The sequence below is a fragment of the Lactobacillus delbrueckii subsp. delbrueckii DSM 20074 = JCM 1012 genome, from assembly GCF_001433875.1.
Taxonomy (GTDB): Bacteria; Bacillota; Bacilli; order Lactobacillales; family Lactobacillaceae; genus Lactobacillus; species Lactobacillus delbrueckii.
Genome location: NZ_AZCR01000014.1, coordinates 1 through 14,162, shown reverse-complemented (window position 1 = coordinate 14,162; position 14,162 = coordinate 1). Strand labels below are relative to the sequence as shown.

Here is a 14,162-nt window from a genome sequence, read left to right as displayed (position 1 = left end):
TTTGGGTCGTTAGCTCAGCTGGCAGAGCACCGGACTCTTAATCCGGGTGTCCAGGGTTCGATCCCCTGACGACCCATCGCGAGACATCATGCACACGCATGATGTCTTTTTTTACTTTTAGGCAAATATTTCAAGGCAGTTAAGGCCGGGTGAAATATTACAATGTTACAGAAAATATCTTCCCTGTAATCTATTCTTAACTGGACCGTTACTTTTTTGCTATGATTTTGAAATTTGGCTCTGTTAACATATAGACTGTCAAATGACATAAGAATAGCAAGAAGGAGTTTGCCAAAGGAGAAGTAACTTGGCAGACGAGAGCTTGCGACAAGCAAAGGAGAATTTTTTTGAACATCAAATCTAACGTACTTAAATCAGTATTTGCTGCAGGCTTGGCTTTGACTGGCGTGGCAGCGATCGGATTAGGCACGAACGGTCAAGCAGACGCGGCAACCATCGGTGACAGCGTAACGGTTGACTACATTGATGGGCAATCAATTGCAACTTGGTCAAATTACTACACTGCTACGGTTACCGGTTCCGTTAAGGACGGCAGCTCATGGAAGGTAGTTAAGACCGCCCGCGACGCTTCAGGTGAAAAGTGGTACAAGATCGGCAAGCGCCAATGGATCATGGCCAAGTACACCACTGAAGCATCAACTGCTTCAAACAGCACTTACAAAGCGAATACTACCAGCACTAACACTGCTAACAGCACGACCAGCTCAACTGGCACTGGCTACACTACGAGCTACAGCTCATCAGCAAATAACTACGGCTACGGCTCAAACTATAACTACAGCTACAGCGCGAATACTGGCGCAGCCAACACTTCCAGCTACAGCGCAAGCACGACCAGTTCAAGCACTTCTGCTTCAACTTCAACTGCTTCCGCAAGCACGACCAGTTCAAGCACTTCTGCTTCAACTTCAACTGCTTCCGCAAGCACGACCAGTTCAAGCACTTCTGCTTCAACTTCAACTGCTTCCGCAAGCACTTCCAGCTCAACTTCAACTTCTTCATCATCATCTGAAGAAGCAGCTAAGGCTTGGATCGCAAGCAAGGAAAGCGGCGGCTCATACACTGCCTCAAACGGTAACTACTACGGCAAGTACCAATTGAGCTTGAGCTACCTAAACGGTGACACTTCTGCCGCCAACCAGGAAAAGGTTGCCAACAGCTACGTTCAAAGCCGGTATGGTTCATGGACTGCAGCCAAGGCCTTCTGGCAAGCTAATGGCTGGTACTAATCAGCTGCTGGTCAAAGATGGTTCCTTTCGGGGAACCGTCTTTTTCTTTGCCTTTTTGTGGAGAAAAGAGCTGCTAAACAAGGTATAATAAAAGAGGTGGGATAGGATTTGAATTGAGAAACAGAGGTTCAAAGATGAAGAAATTTTTCGTAAGCGCGGCAGCTACTTTGGCAATCGGGACGGCTTTCGCGGCCAGCCAGGTAAGACCGGTTGCAGCCAGTAGCCGGCAGGCGGTTTTTACCCTGCCTAAGGGCTATACTAAGGCCAACTTGAAGAAGGCCTACTGGTACTCCAACTTGTCTAAGAGCCAGCAGAAGAAGTGGCTGAAAAACAAGAAGAACGCGGCTTGGCTGAAGAAGTGGCGGAAGATCAACGTTAAGGGGATGCAGGCCAATACTTTTGACCAAAGTTCCTGGTCAGAGTCCAGCAAGGACAACAAGACCATTGTTAAATTGACCAATGGCCACTTGAATACCAGTCAGTCCAAGACTATGGCAACCTACTCCCTCCGCTTGATCAACCAGGCCCGGGCCAAGCTGGGCCTGAAGAAGTGGAAGTACAGCAAGGGGACCCAGAAGCTGGCCTTGGAAATTTCCAAGGAATACGTGGCAAACAAGAAGACCATCGCCACTGGCCACTATGTGCCAGGGATTGTCCGGGCCACTAACCGGGTCGGCTTGAAATTGCCAAGCAACTACAACTATGTCGAAGACATGGCCGGCTTTAAGGACGGCAGTCAGGTGACCATGACGGCTATGAAGAAGGACATCTACTTTGGCTTGAAGACCATGATGTTTGGCTACCGCTATGCTAACCAGAGCAAGGTCAAGCAGCTGAGCCAGTACACGGAATGGGAGCACGCCGGGGACCTCATGAATACCCAGGGCGGCAAGTATGACGGCGACTGGGACTACTACGGCTTTAACGTCTCCTACACTAACGGTACTTACTCCATGCACTATATCGGGGTGCCATCCCACCTTAAGTGGGCCTACGGCGGCGCCTACTGGGGCAGCTTTAAGGCTTAGGGAAGAATAGACAAAAGAATAATGTGTAAAGAGGCTAAGCAATCAGCCTCTTTTTTCGTGCTGTTTTATTGGAGCAAGATCTGTTTTATATCTTTTGGCCAATAACTGGTCTAATTTTTTCAGCTTTTCATGTTAAATTTTCTCCTCAAAAGAAGTTAATAATCTAATTTTTGTAAGCCTTTTCTAAAAAGACGGCAAAGAAAGGGGGGAATGGTCTTAACATTGGTCTAATTTTCAACTATAGAAGCAGATTCAATTGGCAGTCTTGAAGTCCCGACAGCCGCCTACTACGGGGTCCAGGCTGAACGGGCCAGCCGGAATTTTGAAATTACGCACTTAAAGATGAGTCCAGTTTTTCTGAGCAACCTGGCCTTGATCAAAAAGGCAGCTGCCAGCGTAAACTTTGAAATTGGTCTACTCACTAAGCCGCAGGCTGACGTGATTAAAACTGCTTGCGATGAAGTGATTGCCGGCAAATTCGCGGCAGATTTCATCATCGACCCAATCCAAGGCGGGGCCGGGACTAGCGCTAACATGAACATGAACGAGGTTATTGCTAACCGGGCAAACGAGCTTTTAGGCGGCAAGCGGGGGACTTACGACCTGGTTCACCCTAACGACCAGGTCAACATTCAACATGGCCCAGTCTACCAACGACACCATTCCAACGGCTGACAAGATGACCACCATCCTGCTCAGTGAAAAGCTAGTCGCCAGCCTGGACAAGTTGGAAGCTTCTCTGCGGATCAAGGCAGATGAATTCTCTGACGTGATCAAGATGGGCCGGACCCAGCTGCAGGACGCCGTGCCGATGACCTTGGGTGACAGCTTTGCCGGCTACGCTTCAATGGTCAGCCGCTTAAAGAAGCGTTTGGAAAAAGCCACCATGGAAATGCACGAGATCAACCTAGGGGCAACGGCGATCGGGACTGGGATTAACGCTTCCCAGTATTACGAAGACCACATCGCCGGGCAGTTGAGCAAGCTCTTTGGCTTTGAGCTCAAGCAGGCCGACGACCTCTTTGACGCTACGGAAAACCTGGACTCCTTCGTGGAAGTATCTGGTGCCCTTAAGGCCTGCGCCATCAGCCTGTCCAAGATGTCCAACGACCTCCGTCTTTTGTCTTCCGGCCCGCGTTGCGGTTTTGCCGAAATCAACCTGCCAGCCAAGCAAAACGGGTCTTCCATCATGCCGTGCAAGGTCAACCCGGTTATCCCAGAAGTTGTCAGCCAGGCGGCCTTCCTGGTCTGCGGCCACGACACCACCATCACCATGGCGGCAGAAGCCGGGCAACTGGAACTGAACGCTTTTGAACCAGTTGTCTTCTATCAGCTTTTCGAATCCTTTACGGCTTTGACCGGGGCAGTCGATACCTTGGTAGAAAACTGCATTACGGGCATCACCGCCAACAAGGGCCGCTGCAAGCAGCTCAAGGAAGGTAGCGTCGGCATCGCCACGGTTCTTTGCCCATACATGGGCTACCAGCTCTCAGCTAAGATGGCCCTTAAGGAAAAGTGCAGCGTCCGGGAACTGGTCTAAAAATAAGCGTTATGGATCCATTGAAAAAAGCCCTGGCAGATGTTAAATTGTGTTTTAAAGCGAACACAGTTAAGCATGGAAAAGCAAGAAAGAGATGGCTGACCAAAATGCTAAAAAGAGAACGGCTTGACCAAGTCATGAATATGGTTACTGAGCAAAATTACATATCAGTCGCGGATTTAGCCAAGAGCCTGCAGGTTTCAGAAATGACGATCCGCCGCGACTTCTACCAGTTTTACAGTCTGTATGGCATCGATGAACTGGTTACCAATTCCCAAGTTTCCGCAGATGTCCTGAAATATTACCAGCAATATACTTCGGTGCGGACAAATATTGAAGCATAAAAAAGGCGTTGACAGAAAAATCTGTCAACGCTTTTTAGCTTGTTTAACTTTAATTGCTTAAACTCGGATGGGCACTTCAATGCTTTTCGCTGAGCCAGCACCAGCCCCCAAAGAGGAGGGCCCAGCTGGCGGCCAGACTTGCCCCGAAGACATCAGCCGGAATAAAGAAGAGGCTGAAGAAGATGACCAGGAAGAAGGCGATGGTCAAAGGACTGGAGAGCTTGTAAAAAGGCATCTTGAAGCCGGCAGCTATGAAGTCGCTGGATTCCCGGTACTTGCGGTGGGCCAGCAGGGCCAGAACATAAACCAGGATGTACATGTCACTCGTTGCCCCGGCCACCGTGCCAAAAACTTCAATAGCCGTGCTGGAGAAGCTCATGATTGGCACGATCAGCATTAAGGCAACGGAGATCACGATCCCAGCGGCTGGCACGCCATTTGCTGAAATCTTGGCGAAGTGCTTTTTCAAAAAGGAATCCTTAGGCGCTTCTTCAGCCAATTGGAAGAAGTGGCGGCCAGCTGAAAAGATCCCGGAGTTAAGAGAAGAAGCCGCGGCGGTCAATACGACGAAGTTGAAGACTGAAGCAACAGCATTAAAGCCGGCGATCTTGAAGACCTGGACGAAAGGACTTGTCCCGCTGGTAATTTTTCCCCAAGGGATGACGCACATGATTACGGCTAAAGTAGCGATGTAGAAAAGAAGGATCCGGAGCAGGGTTTCGTTGACGGCCTTCTTGATGACCTTCTTCGGGTTCTTGGCCTCGCCAATGGTAATCGTCACGAATTCAATCCCGGCAAAGGAGAAGAAGACCATCGGGAAAGCGGTGAAGAAGGCGTACTTGCCTTTTGGCAAAAGTGAGAAGCTGCCGGTGAAGTTGCTGAGGCTGGCGTGACCAACCGGAGTTTTAGCATTCGCGGCAACCATGATGATCCCGGTTACGACCAAGGAGATGATGGTGATGATCTTGATCATGGCAAACCAGAATTCAGTTTCGCCAAAAAGCTTGGCCGCCGTCAAGTTGAGCAGGGTCAAGAGGCCTAGGACGCTAACTTCAATCAGCCAGGCGGGCAGGCCGGGCAGCCAGTACTGGACATAGGTTGAAACGGCCGTCAGCTCTGCCATGCAGGCAAAGAGGATGCCGATCCAGTAGGTCCAGCCGGCAAAGCGGCCAGCCGCCTCACCCAGGTATCTGGTGATGAAGGAGACGAAGGTGTGGCTGTTGGAGTCAAAATAGAACATCTCTCCTAAGGCCCGCAAGAGGAAGAAGAAAAAGAGGCCCATGATGGCGTAGATAAAAATAACTGAGGGACCAGTGGCGGAAATCGTGGTCCCGGCCCCCAAGAAGAGGCCAGTACCGATCGTGCCGCCAATGGCAATCATCTGCACGTGCCGGTTGGACAAGGAGCGGATAGTCCCGTCCGTGTTTTCAATGTTGCGGTCTTCCATAAAGCAAGTCCTTCCTACTAAAGCAACTAGAAAAAACAAAAGTAAAATTAAAATCAAATAAGGATTTATGGTTTTACAATATAAGCTTCAGTCTTTTTTTGTAAAGATAAAATCCTTTAAGAAAGGGCAAAAAAAGCAGGTTGTCAAAACAAAATTAATTTGACAACCTGCTAAAACTAAAAACGTTTTGTTTTGACCGGGTTAGACTAAAGAAAATTAAGTCACCCTGAGTAATTACCTTTTCGGCTTTTTCTTACAGCTCTTCGTCCTTGGTCAATTCGTAGATGGCTTCCGCGTAGATAGCGATGGACAGGATCAAGTCGTCCAGCATCATGAATTCGTTGGCCGCGTGCATAACCATTGGGCCGTTTTCCGGCTGGGCCCCAAAGGCAACCCCGCGTTCAAAGAGGCGGCCGTAAGTCCCGCCGCCGATGACGACTTCGTGGCCCGGCTTGCCGGTCTGCTTTTCGTAAACCTTGAGCAAAGTCTGCACCATTGGGTCGCTGCCTGGCACGTAGTGCGGTTCTTCAAAGCCGTTGTAAGTGACATCCAGGATGCCGCTGAACTTGTCCATAACCTGCTTGATCATGGTGTCCGGGTCAGTCCCTTGCGGGTAGCGGACATTGTTCAAGAGGCTAGCCTTGCCGGCGTGTTCGTAGTCGAACATGGACGGGCTGCTGGCCAGATCGCCCATCAGATCATCGTGGTGGAAAATGCCCAGCTTCTTGCCATAGAAGTCTTCGTGTTCCACTTCAGCCAGGAAGTGGAGGAAGTTCTTGTCCCGGCCGGCAAAAGCGTATTGGTCCAGGAAGAGGGCCAGGAAGGTTGCTGAGTTCTTGCCGACTTGCGGAGCTGAAGCGTGGGCCCCTTGGCCGATCAAGACGATATCGGCGCTTTCGTCATTAATTTCAAATGATCCGTCCAATTCCTTGTCTGCCAAAAAGCTTTCGTAAGCCAATTTAACAGCTTCCAGGTCAGGTCCGGAGATAGTAGCCCGGGTAACCTGCGGAGTCACGTTAGTGGCAATCCCGGCCTTGAACTTGTCTAAAACATAGTCGCCCTTAGTATCATCGTTCTTGAAGCTGAATTCCAGGGTGAAGATCCCTTGTTCACCATTGATGATCGGGTATTCAGCGTCTGGTGAGAAGACGATGTCTGGAGTCGGTTCGTGCTTCAAGTAGTAGTCGATCCCGACCCAGTTGGTTTCTTCGTTGGTCCCTAAGACGAAGTCGATCTTCTTCTTTGGCTTAAAGCCAGCTTCCTTGAGCAAAAGCATCCCGTAGTAGGCAGCTAAGCTTGGCCCCTTGTCGTCAGCGCTGCCCCGGCCGTAGATCCGGCCTTCGTCATCAATTTCCATCTTGAAGGGGTCCCGGGTCCAGCCTTCACCAGCTGGCACTACGTCCATGTGGCCGATGATGCCCAGGCGCTTGTCGCCTGCACCGAAGTTGACCCGGCCGGCGTAGTTGGCGAAGTTTTCCGTGTCAAAGCCGTCCCGCTTGGCAAAGCTGAGGAACTTGGTCATGGCGTCAACCGGACCCTTGCCAACTGGGTATTCTTCCGTGGCGTTTTCCAGGTCTTCGGAAGAGTCAATGGCGATCAATTCCTCTAAGTCTTTTAAGATCGCGTCCTTCTTGGCTTCCGCCAGTTCTTTAAAGTTTAAGTCCATCTTTTTCTCCTAATGTTTATTTTCAATGCCTGCTGTTTTTTGAAATTAGTTACAATAAAGTAACTAACCACCTAAATAAAATTCTATCAATCTTCGCCAGCCCTGGCAAACAAGACGCCAAGCAAAAAAGCCGCCTTCCGGCAGCTTTATCGGCGGTATTTAGTTGCCGCGATATCAATCACTCTTTCAGTAAAGACCACTGGGATCGACTGGGGGTCGACCGGCAGGCCCTGGGCCAGGTTCTTGCCCGGCAGGACGATGACCTTCTTAAAGTACTTCTTCAAAGGCGTGTCCGGGTTCATGGTGACCAGGTAGCTGTGCTTGAAGTGGGAAATCGACTTGGGCAAGGGCGATGAGCCAAAAAGCTTGGAAATCCCTGAAACTGAATAAAAGACCGCTGTGGAGTTCTCATCGCTTAGCGGGAAGAGGTGCTCGCCAGCTGCCAGGTTGTCCCCAAAGTAGGTCGACTTGCCCAGATCCCGCATCCCCATGCTGAGCAGCCTGGCCGGCAGTTCAGAATAGTAGATCCCGAAAATAAAGTTGGTCGAGCTGGTCGCCAGGACTTCCGCCAATTCTTCCGCGTCCTTTTCATTTGCTGTCCAGACCCGGTTGATAGCGTCATGGTAGTCATCCAGGTATTCGCTGCTTGAAACCGCCGCCTCCTGGCTCTCTTGCTTCTTGATGTAGGTCAGCAGCTGGAACTTGAATTCTTTAAAGCCGGAATAGCCCATCTTCTGGCAGAAGCGCTGAACGGAAGCCAGGGAAGTTCCCGCTTCTTCAGCCAGGTGGTTGATGGTCAGCGACTCAACATTGGTCAAGTCGGAGGTCATTCTCTTCATGATTTTCCGGTCAGATTTGGAGAGCTCAGAAGTCTCAACCGTGAAAAAATTGGTAATGTCCATTTATATCCCTACTTTTGATAAATTTGCTTTGATTTTATCACAATAGTGATAAAAATGGCTAGCCGTCCAAAAAGAATATACCTTATTTCCCGGTCAAGTCCTGGTAGGCCAGTTTCCCGACCGCGTTCTGGGCCAAAAGGATCTGCTCGCGCTCTTCCAGGCCCGTGTAATGGCTCATGAAGCAGATGTCATAGTAACTGTCTCCGGCAAAAATCCGGGCCGCGTCATGCTCCGTGTCTTCCAGTTCCCCGGTCTTGCTGTAAGAGCAGCCCTCGGGCAGGTCCTGGAGGAGCTTGTTAACGGACTCCTGGTAAAAGAGGGCCTTCTGGCAGACCTGGCCAAAAGGAGACGGGTCAGCTAAGAGCCGCTCTAAGAGCTCCAGGGCAGTTTCAGCGGAAAGGTAGTTTTCCCGGTCAGTCACTTCCATCAAGTACCGGCCCAGGTGAAGATGGGCAAATTCTGCTTCAAACCAGGCGGCCATCTTGGTAAAGCCGATAAAATCGATCAAAAAGTTGGTGGCCGTGTTGTCCGAGTCTGACAGCATCAATTCCAAAACGTCCCGCAGCATCCAGTCCCTTTGGGCCAGGTGGCAGAGCATCCCGCCCTCAACGATCTTGTCTTCCGGGACATGGACCATCTGAATTAAGTCCTGCGGGTGGGCCTGGTAGTAGCAGGCCACGGCCAGCTTGATCAGGCTGGCTGACTTGAATTCTTCCCCGGCTAAGGGGCCGGCGTAGAGGACGCCGGTCTTGTCTTTGATCAAAAGGGCGGTTTTCCCTGGCAGGGGGGGCCAGGATGTCAGCAATCTTCTTAAAATCCAACATTTTATCTCACCACGATATTATCGCCGAAGCATTCGGCGTAACTATTCAAATCCGGGTCCTGGTCAACCATGAAGATGGCGTCCAGGTCGGCAAAAATCGTATTCGGGTTGGCCCGGTAGAAGGCGCAGGCTGCCGCCAAAGACTCAATTGACTCAATCATGCTGCCGACCATGGTTGGCACCCCCCGGCTTTCGGCTAAGTCGTTGATTTTCTGGGCTTCAGATAAGCCGCCCGTCTTCATCAGCTTGATGTTGATGTAGTCGCAGGCATTTTTGGCCAAAACTCTTTGGGCATCCTCGTAGCTTTCCACGGATTCATCCGCCATGATCGGGTAAGGGGAGTGGCGGGTCAAGTAAGCCATGGAATCCAGGTCCCAGGCCGGGACCGGCTGCTCGATAAAGTCGATCAAAAGGCCCTGCTTGTGCCAGTATTCTGCCGCCTGCATGGTCTGACGGACATTCCAGGCCTGGTTCATGTCTAAGCGCAGGTGAACCATAGGACCAGCCGCGTAGGCCAGGTCTTCGACCAGCTTGATGTCCCGCTTTAAATGGCCAGCCCCCAATTTCAGTTTAAGGGTCTTGAAGCCCTGATCGACCATCTTCTGGGCGTTAGCGATCATTTGCTCAGCCTTGCCGATGCTGATGGTGTAGTCGGTCTCCACGCTGCCGCCCTTGCCGCCTAAGAGTTGGGAGAGGGTGAGGCCAAAAAGGTTGGCCCGGGTATTGTAGAGGGCGATTTCGACCGCGGCCTTGGCCGGGGCATTGTGGACGATGGAAGTCTTGACCGTGTTTAAAAGTTCCTTCCAGTCGGTCAGGTTCTTGCCCAAGACGAGAGGCTTGATCGTTTCTTCAATAACGGCTCGGGCGCTGGACAAGCTGTCCCCGGTCACTTTTTCATTAGGGGTGCAGGTACCGATACCCGTTACTCCGTTAGCCAGTCGGACCGTCACCCGGACGGCGTTGACGGCGTCAACCCGGTGCAGGGATGTGACGAAGGGCTGCTTTAAGGGAATCTGCTTAATGTCGACCTGCAGGTCTGCAATCGCCAATTGTTCAGCCATTTTTTCCTCCTTGTTTATTTTCCTGTTTCTTTATTTTTCTTTTTTCTCCTGTTTCTTTATTTTTCTTTTTTCTCTTTATATTTTTCCTACTTGTCAAAAAGCAGTTCATAGGCCCGCCGCTCCGGGTCGACCGAGTCGCTGGTCACCGTAATGATGCCCCGGTAGACAAAGCCCAAATTGTCAGCCAGGTGCTGGACGGCCTGGTTCTGCTTGCCCGTATCCAGGCGGAAGCTCTTAATTCCATTTTCTTGGCCAAAAGCAATTACTTTTTTCAGCAAAAGCTGGCTGAGCACCTGTCCGCGGAAATCATTCTTAATGGCGAAGCGGTGCAGAGCCCAGTAGGGAGAACTTCCCACCCAAATCGGGACTTCATAGTTGGGGTCAAAGTCGGTCGCGGCCATATATGCGGCGACTTGCCCATCTTTAAGTAAAACCCAGCCCTGGCGGTTGTCCAGGTCTTCTTCAATGCTGGCCCGGTTAGGGTAGCCTTCTTGCCACTGGCTGGAGTTTTGCGCCTTCAAAAGGGCCTTGGCGTCTTTGATGATGGCGACAATGTCCTCTAGGTCCCGGCTTTCTGCCTTTCTGACTAAGGTTTCTTCAGTCATCTTAAGCCTCGTTGATGTGGTCTCTTAAGTAGCTGTATTGCATGGCGTCTTCCAGCTGGCTGGTGTCCACGCCTAAAACTTGGGCCAGGGCATAGGCAAAAGCCCAGGAAGTAGCCGGCCCCCGGCTGGTGACCAGCTTGTGGTCCTCGTCAATGACAGCTGGGGTGTCGACGTAGGTGCTGGCCGGGTTTTCACTGGCAACTTGTTCTTTAAAGTCCGGGTGGCTGGTCCACTTGGCTTCTTTTAAAAAGCCGTACTTAGACAAGGCGATCGGGGAGGCGCACATGGCGGCGTTCCACTTGCCGGCCGCGAAGCGCTGCTTCATCAGCCCGGCCAGCTTCTCGCTTGCTCTTAGGTGTTTGGCGTTCGGGGCCCCGCCCGGGAAGGCGACCAAGTCGTAGTCAAGTAGGGATTCGTCCACTAACTTGTCGCAGGTAAAGCGGATGTCGTGTCCGCCAGTGATGGTCAAGTTGTCCAGAGCCACCATATCGCAAGGGATGCCCAGCCGGCGCAGGACGTCGACCTGGCTTAAGCCTTCGATTTCTTCACATCCATCTGAAAAAACAATTGCTGCAGTTGGCATAGTTTTCTTCTCCTTTTTTCTAAAAATCACTTGCTCGTGCTTTTAATTTCTTGTTAATGATTTGCTACCTCCTATTGTACAAAATTGCGGTCAGCTTGTCGCTGAAAGCGGGCTATTTTCAGCAATTTGCAATTGCCTGCTGTGATCGTTTAAAATGGATACGGCTTTTTTCTTTGGAAAAATAAGCAAATCAGTGAAAAAAACAGAAAAGAGCAAACAATGCAGTTCATTTACCTCATTATCTTAGGCGTCCTGGCCGGCATCGTGGCGGCGGTAGCCAGCATGGCGTCGCTTGTCTCTTACCCGGGCCTGCTCCTCTTCGGCCTCAGCCCGGTCAGCGCCAATATGACCAATACGGCGGCCCTGCCCTGGTGACGACCGGCTTTGGCTCCTTGTCCTCCTGCTTAAAGGAGATGCGGGGGCACTGGGGGGAGCTTTGGCGCTATGCCTTCTTCCAATTGACCGGGGCCTTAATTGGGGGCTGGCTTTTAGTCCAGTTCCCGGGAAAAATCTTTCAAAAATTAGTGCCCTTTTTTGTCCTTTTTCAGCTGGCCTGCTCCTTTACAGCGGCCGGCAAAAGCAGCCAAAGCAGGCGACCAAGCTGGGAAGAATCGGGGCTTATTTTGGCTTGTTCGTGGCCGGGATCTATGCCGGCTACTTTGGGGCGGCGTCGGGCGTTTTGACCTTGATCTTTTTGACGGCTTTAAGTGACTCTTCTTTTGTCGTCATCAACGCCATTAAGAGTGTGATCGGTTCTTTAGCCAACCTGGTGGCTCTGGCGCTATTTGCCTTTAAGGGTGGGGTCAATTGGCCAGTAGCTTTTCCTTTGGCGATTAGCCTCTTTATTGGTGGCTATTTCGGGCAAAAAATGATTAAATATCTAAAGCCTGCCTGGCTCAGGTGGATCACGGCTTGCTTCTCGGTTCTTTTGGCCGTTTACCTGGGCTGGCGGGCCTGGGGTTAACTACCCAAGTCAGGCAAAGTAAGTTAGAATAGTTATTGATTGATTTAAGGAGGACGGGCATGAAAACTGAAGTTTATCTGGTCAGACATGGGGAAACGCTTTTTAACCGCCTGGACAAGGTACAGGGTTGGTGCGATACCCCCTTGACCATCAAAGGAATTGACGATTTAAAGAAGACGGCTGCCGCCCTCTCTCAAATTCATTTTGACAACATGTATTCGTCAGACTTGAAGCGGGCGATTGACACCGTCCACTTGATGAAGGACGCCAACCAGGTGTCTAAGATTGGTAAGATCAAAAAGCTGCCGGAATTCAGAGAAGTTTTTTACGGTTCTTTTGAAGGCGGCAGCATCGATGATATCTGGCTCAGTGTTTCTAAAGCCGCGGGCATTCCAGCAACCACTGACGTAAAGAAGATCATCGATACCATCGGCATCTACAAGTTCCGGGAAGTCACTAAAAAGGCTGACCCCCTCCATTTGGCCGAAAGCACGGAAGAACTGGAAACCAGAATGTGCCGGGCCATCAAGGTCTTGAGAAAAGAGACCAGCGGCGAAGGCCGGGTCTTGCTGGTTTCCCACGGGGACTTTATCAAGACCCTGGGGATCAAGTACTGGAAGGAAAGCGACGGCCTGCATGACATCACCTTCCCGGACAACGGCAGCGTCAGCCGGGGGATTTTGGACGAAGAAGGCAATTTTGAAATTGTCGACTACAACTGCAAGGCTGAAGATTTATGAACAAGGAGACAGACTAGAAGATGAAGTGGGATACGCACACTTTTACGCTCGTTTTGCTGGTGATAGTGGGCCTGTGGGAATTTGCCCGGGGCTATAACATCCAGCGGATGGGGAAGAAGGACAGCCTGCCAGCCAAGTCCTACTACCTGACCGGGGCCGGCATCCTGGCCGTGGCCATTTATTACGCGGTAAAGTTGTGGGGCTAATATGAACGTTCATTCCTGGTGGGTTCCTTATGCCATCTTACTTTTCGGCATCTGGGATTTAATTACTGGTATCACGCGCCTGCGCCGGCAGAAGCAGGGCGTCAAGCAGAAGGGGCTGGGGGGCAAGGCTTTTGTCCTATTAGGCATCCTCTTCATCATTACTGGAATCTGGGCTTTTTGGCTCTAGGAGGCAAAAAATTATGGCAAAGTTGGCACTGCTGAGGCATGGGGAAAGCCAGGCCAATGCGGCAAATGTATATACAGGCTGGAATGACGTTCCCTTAACGGATAAGGGCCGGCGGCAGGCCTGGGCAGCAGGGGAGAAATTAAAAGAAGTCGGGGACTTTTACCCGACTATGATTCACACCTCTCTTTTGTCGAGGGCAATTGAGACGGCGAACATCGCGGCCGAAGCCGCGGGCTTTTTATACCTGCCGGTTGCAAAGACCTGGCGGCTGAATGAACGCCACTACGGGGCCCTGCGGGGCCTGGACAAGGACGTGTCCAGGAAGATTTTCGGCAAAGAGCAGGTTTTAGAGTGGCGGCGGGGCTTTGACGCGGTTCCGCCAGCGCAAGGGTCACCAACTATCGACCGCCGCTATTGGGGAGTGGACCCTCAGCTTTTGCCAAGAGCGGAGAGCCTGCACCAGAGCCAGCTCCGCCTGTTGCCTTACTATGAAGACGAGGTGGCCAGCCGCTTAGTGGCTGGGGAAGACCAGCTGATCGTGGCCCATGGCTCCAGCCTGCGGGCGCTGATCAAATATTTAGAAGACATCAACAATGTGGATATCCTCAAGCTGGAGGTGCCTAACGCTCAGGCCATTGTCTATGACTTTGACCAGGAGCTGAACATTGTGGATAAGATGATCACCAACTGATTACAAAAACAGGCTGAGGCCTGTTTTTTATTTTGCCTTTTTTTCTGGTTCAGTATAAAAACTTGTGTAAATGACTGAGAGACTTAGAAAGCTTTCCGCGATAGTTCCATTAACCGCAGGAAGAA

At 51.1% G+C, this 14,162-nt stretch carries 15 protein-coding genes, 1 tRNA gene and 2 pseudogenes; 11 read left to right on the top strand and 7 right to left on the bottom strand.

Annotation, left to right across the window (positions count from 1 at the left end; genetic code table 11):
* The first annotated feature begins 3 nt into the window (after positions 1-3).
* The 5 genes and pseudogenes from FD23_RS03650 (at position 4) to FD23_RS10280 (ending at position 4,162) form a co-directional block, all read left to right on the top strand.
* A tRNA-Lys gene (locus tag FD23_RS03650) sits at positions 4-76 on the top strand.
* A gap of 271 nt (positions 77-347) precedes the next feature.
* On the top strand, positions 348-1,250 hold the full coding sequence (gene apf / locus FD23_RS03645; protein ID WP_057717949.1) for an aggregation-promoting factor: 903 nt from the start codon (positions 348-350) through the stop codon (positions 1,248-1,250).
* 134 nt (positions 1,251-1,384) lie between these two features.
* Positions 1,385-2,278 (top strand): SEC10/PgrA surface exclusion domain-containing protein, encoded by an 894-nt coding sequence (locus FD23_RS03640; protein WP_025896078.1) that lies wholly within the window; start codon positions 1,385-1,387, stop codon positions 2,276-2,278.
* 240 nt (positions 2,279-2,518) lie between these two features.
* Positions 2,519-3,818: pseudogene (locus FD23_RS03635) on the top strand (aspartate ammonia-lyase).
* A gap of 107 nt (positions 3,819-3,925) precedes the next feature.
* The gene (locus FD23_RS10280) at positions 3,926-4,162 is read left to right on the top strand and encodes a DeoR family transcriptional regulator (protein WP_230844882.1); all 237 of its coding nucleotides are present in this window, start codon (positions 3,926-3,928) and stop codon (positions 4,160-4,162) included.
* A 76-nt stretch (positions 4,163-4,238) separates the two neighbouring features.
* On the opposite strand, the gene FD23_RS03625 is transcribed toward FD23_RS10280, so the two are convergent.
* The 7 genes from FD23_RS03625 to FD23_RS03595 form a co-directional block, all read right to left on the bottom strand.
* A complete protein-coding gene (locus FD23_RS03625; protein WP_052933746.1) occupies positions 4,239-5,609 on the bottom strand; it encodes an amino acid permease in 1,371 nt (456 codons plus the stop codon).
* Between the two features lie 253 nt (positions 5,610-5,862).
* Positions 5,863-7,275 (bottom strand): dipeptidase PepV, encoded by a 1,413-nt coding sequence (gene pepV, locus FD23_RS03620; RefSeq protein WP_052933745.1) that lies wholly within the window; start codon positions 7,273-7,275, stop codon positions 5,863-5,865.
* Between the two features lie 146 nt (positions 7,276-7,421).
* Entirely contained in the window at positions 7,422-8,177 is a 756-nt protein-coding gene (locus FD23_RS03615) for a MurR/RpiR family transcriptional regulator (RefSeq protein ID WP_003612513.1), read from the bottom strand.
* 82 nt (positions 8,178-8,259) lie between these two features.
* Positions 8,260-8,940: a serine hydrolase gene (locus tag FD23_RS03610; protein WP_230844881.1), complete on the bottom strand. Its 681-nt coding sequence runs from the start codon at positions 8,938-8,940 to the stop codon at positions 8,260-8,262.
* Between the two features lie 62 nt (positions 8,941-9,002).
* Positions 9,003-10,061 (bottom strand): dipeptide epimerase, encoded by a 1,059-nt coding sequence (locus tag FD23_RS03605; protein ID WP_025896086.1) that lies wholly within the window; start codon positions 10,059-10,061, stop codon positions 9,003-9,005.
* A gap of 86 nt (positions 10,062-10,147) precedes the next feature.
* On the bottom strand, positions 10,148-10,666 hold the full coding sequence (locus FD23_RS03600) for a GNAT family N-acetyltransferase (protein ID WP_052933744.1): 519 nt from the start codon (positions 10,664-10,666) through the stop codon (positions 10,148-10,150).
* Between the two features lies 1 nt (position 10,667).
* Positions 10,668-11,249, bottom strand: coding sequence for a DJ-1/PfpI family protein (locus tag FD23_RS03595; RefSeq protein ID WP_002879748.1), 582 nt, complete (start codon positions 11,247-11,249; stop codon positions 10,668-10,670).
* Between the two features lie 219 nt (positions 11,250-11,468).
* Here FD23_RS03595 and FD23_RS11030 point away from each other — a divergent pair, with 219 nt between their 5' ends.
* The 6 genes and pseudogenes from FD23_RS11030 (at position 11,469) to FD23_RS03570 (ending at position 14,037) form a co-directional block, all read left to right on the top strand.
* Positions 11,469-11,624, top strand: a complete 156-nt coding sequence (locus FD23_RS11030; RefSeq protein ID WP_155445190.1) for a hypothetical protein — start codon at positions 11,469-11,471, stop codon at positions 11,622-11,624.
* Between the two features lie 38 nt (positions 11,625-11,662).
* Positions 11,663-12,213, top strand: a pseudogene (locus FD23_RS03590) (sulfite exporter TauE/SafE family protein).
* A gap of 59 nt (positions 12,214-12,272) precedes the next feature.
* Positions 12,273-12,953: a histidine phosphatase family protein gene (locus tag FD23_RS03585; RefSeq protein WP_052933743.1), complete on the top strand. Its 681-nt coding sequence runs from the start codon at positions 12,273-12,275 to the stop codon at positions 12,951-12,953.
* A 20-nt stretch (positions 12,954-12,973) separates the two neighbouring features.
* Positions 12,974-13,159, top strand: a complete 186-nt coding sequence (locus tag FD23_RS03580) for a hypothetical protein (protein ID WP_003612506.1) — start codon at positions 12,974-12,976, stop codon at positions 13,157-13,159.
* Between the two features lies 1 nt (position 13,160).
* Complete coding sequence (locus FD23_RS03575; RefSeq protein ID WP_002879755.1) at positions 13,161-13,346, top strand: hypothetical protein; 186 nt, start codon at positions 13,161-13,163, stop codon at positions 13,344-13,346.
* 13 nt (positions 13,347-13,359) lie between these two features.
* The gene (locus tag FD23_RS03570) at positions 13,360-14,037 is read left to right on the top strand and encodes a 2,3-bisphosphoglycerate-dependent phosphoglycerate mutase (protein WP_025896088.1); all 678 of its coding nucleotides are present in this window, start codon (positions 13,360-13,362) and stop codon (positions 14,035-14,037) included.
* Positions 14,038-14,162 lie beyond the last annotated feature (125 nt).

Coding starts and splice junctions, on each gene's coding strand:
- FD23_RS03595 (WP_002879748.1), bottom strand. CDS start 11,249: ATGCCAACTGCAGCAATTGTTTTTTCAGATGGATGTGAAGAAATCGAA.
- FD23_RS03640 (WP_025896078.1), top strand. CDS start 1,385: ATGAAGAAATTTTTCGTAAGCGCGGCAGCTACTTTGGCAATCGGGACG.
- FD23_RS03585 (WP_052933743.1), top strand. CDS start 12,273: ATGAAAACTGAAGTTTATCTGGTCAGACATGGGGAAACGCTTTTTAAC.
- FD23_RS03570 (WP_025896088.1), top strand. CDS start 13,360: ATGGCAAAGTTGGCACTGCTGAGGCATGGGGAAAGCCAGGCCAATGCG.
- FD23_RS11030 (WP_155445190.1), top strand. CDS start 11,469: ATGCAGTTCATTTACCTCATTATCTTAGGCGTCCTGGCCGGCATCGTG.
- FD23_RS03625 (WP_052933746.1), bottom strand. CDS start 5,609: ATGGAAGACCGCAACATTGAAAACACGGACGGGACTATCCGCTCCTTG.
- FD23_RS10280 (WP_230844882.1), top strand. CDS start 3,926: ATGCTAAAAAGAGAACGGCTTGACCAAGTCATGAATATGGTTACTGAG.
- FD23_RS03600 (WP_052933744.1), bottom strand. CDS start 10,666: ATGACTGAAGAAACCTTAGTCAGAAAGGCAGAAAGCCGGGACCTAGAG.
- FD23_RS03580 (WP_003612506.1), top strand. CDS start 12,974: ATGAAGTGGGATACGCACACTTTTACGCTCGTTTTGCTGGTGATAGTG.
- FD23_RS03575 (WP_002879755.1), top strand. CDS start 13,161: ATGAACGTTCATTCCTGGTGGGTTCCTTATGCCATCTTACTTTTCGGC.
- FD23_RS03615 (WP_003612513.1), bottom strand. CDS start 8,177: ATGGACATTACCAATTTTTTCACGGTTGAGACTTCTGAGCTCTCCAAA.
- pepV (WP_052933745.1), bottom strand. CDS start 7,275: ATGGACTTAAACTTTAAAGAACTGGCGGAAGCCAAGAAGGACGCGATC.
- FD23_RS03605 (WP_025896086.1), bottom strand. CDS start 10,061: ATGGCTGAACAATTGGCGATTGCAGACCTGCAGGTCGACATTAAGCAG.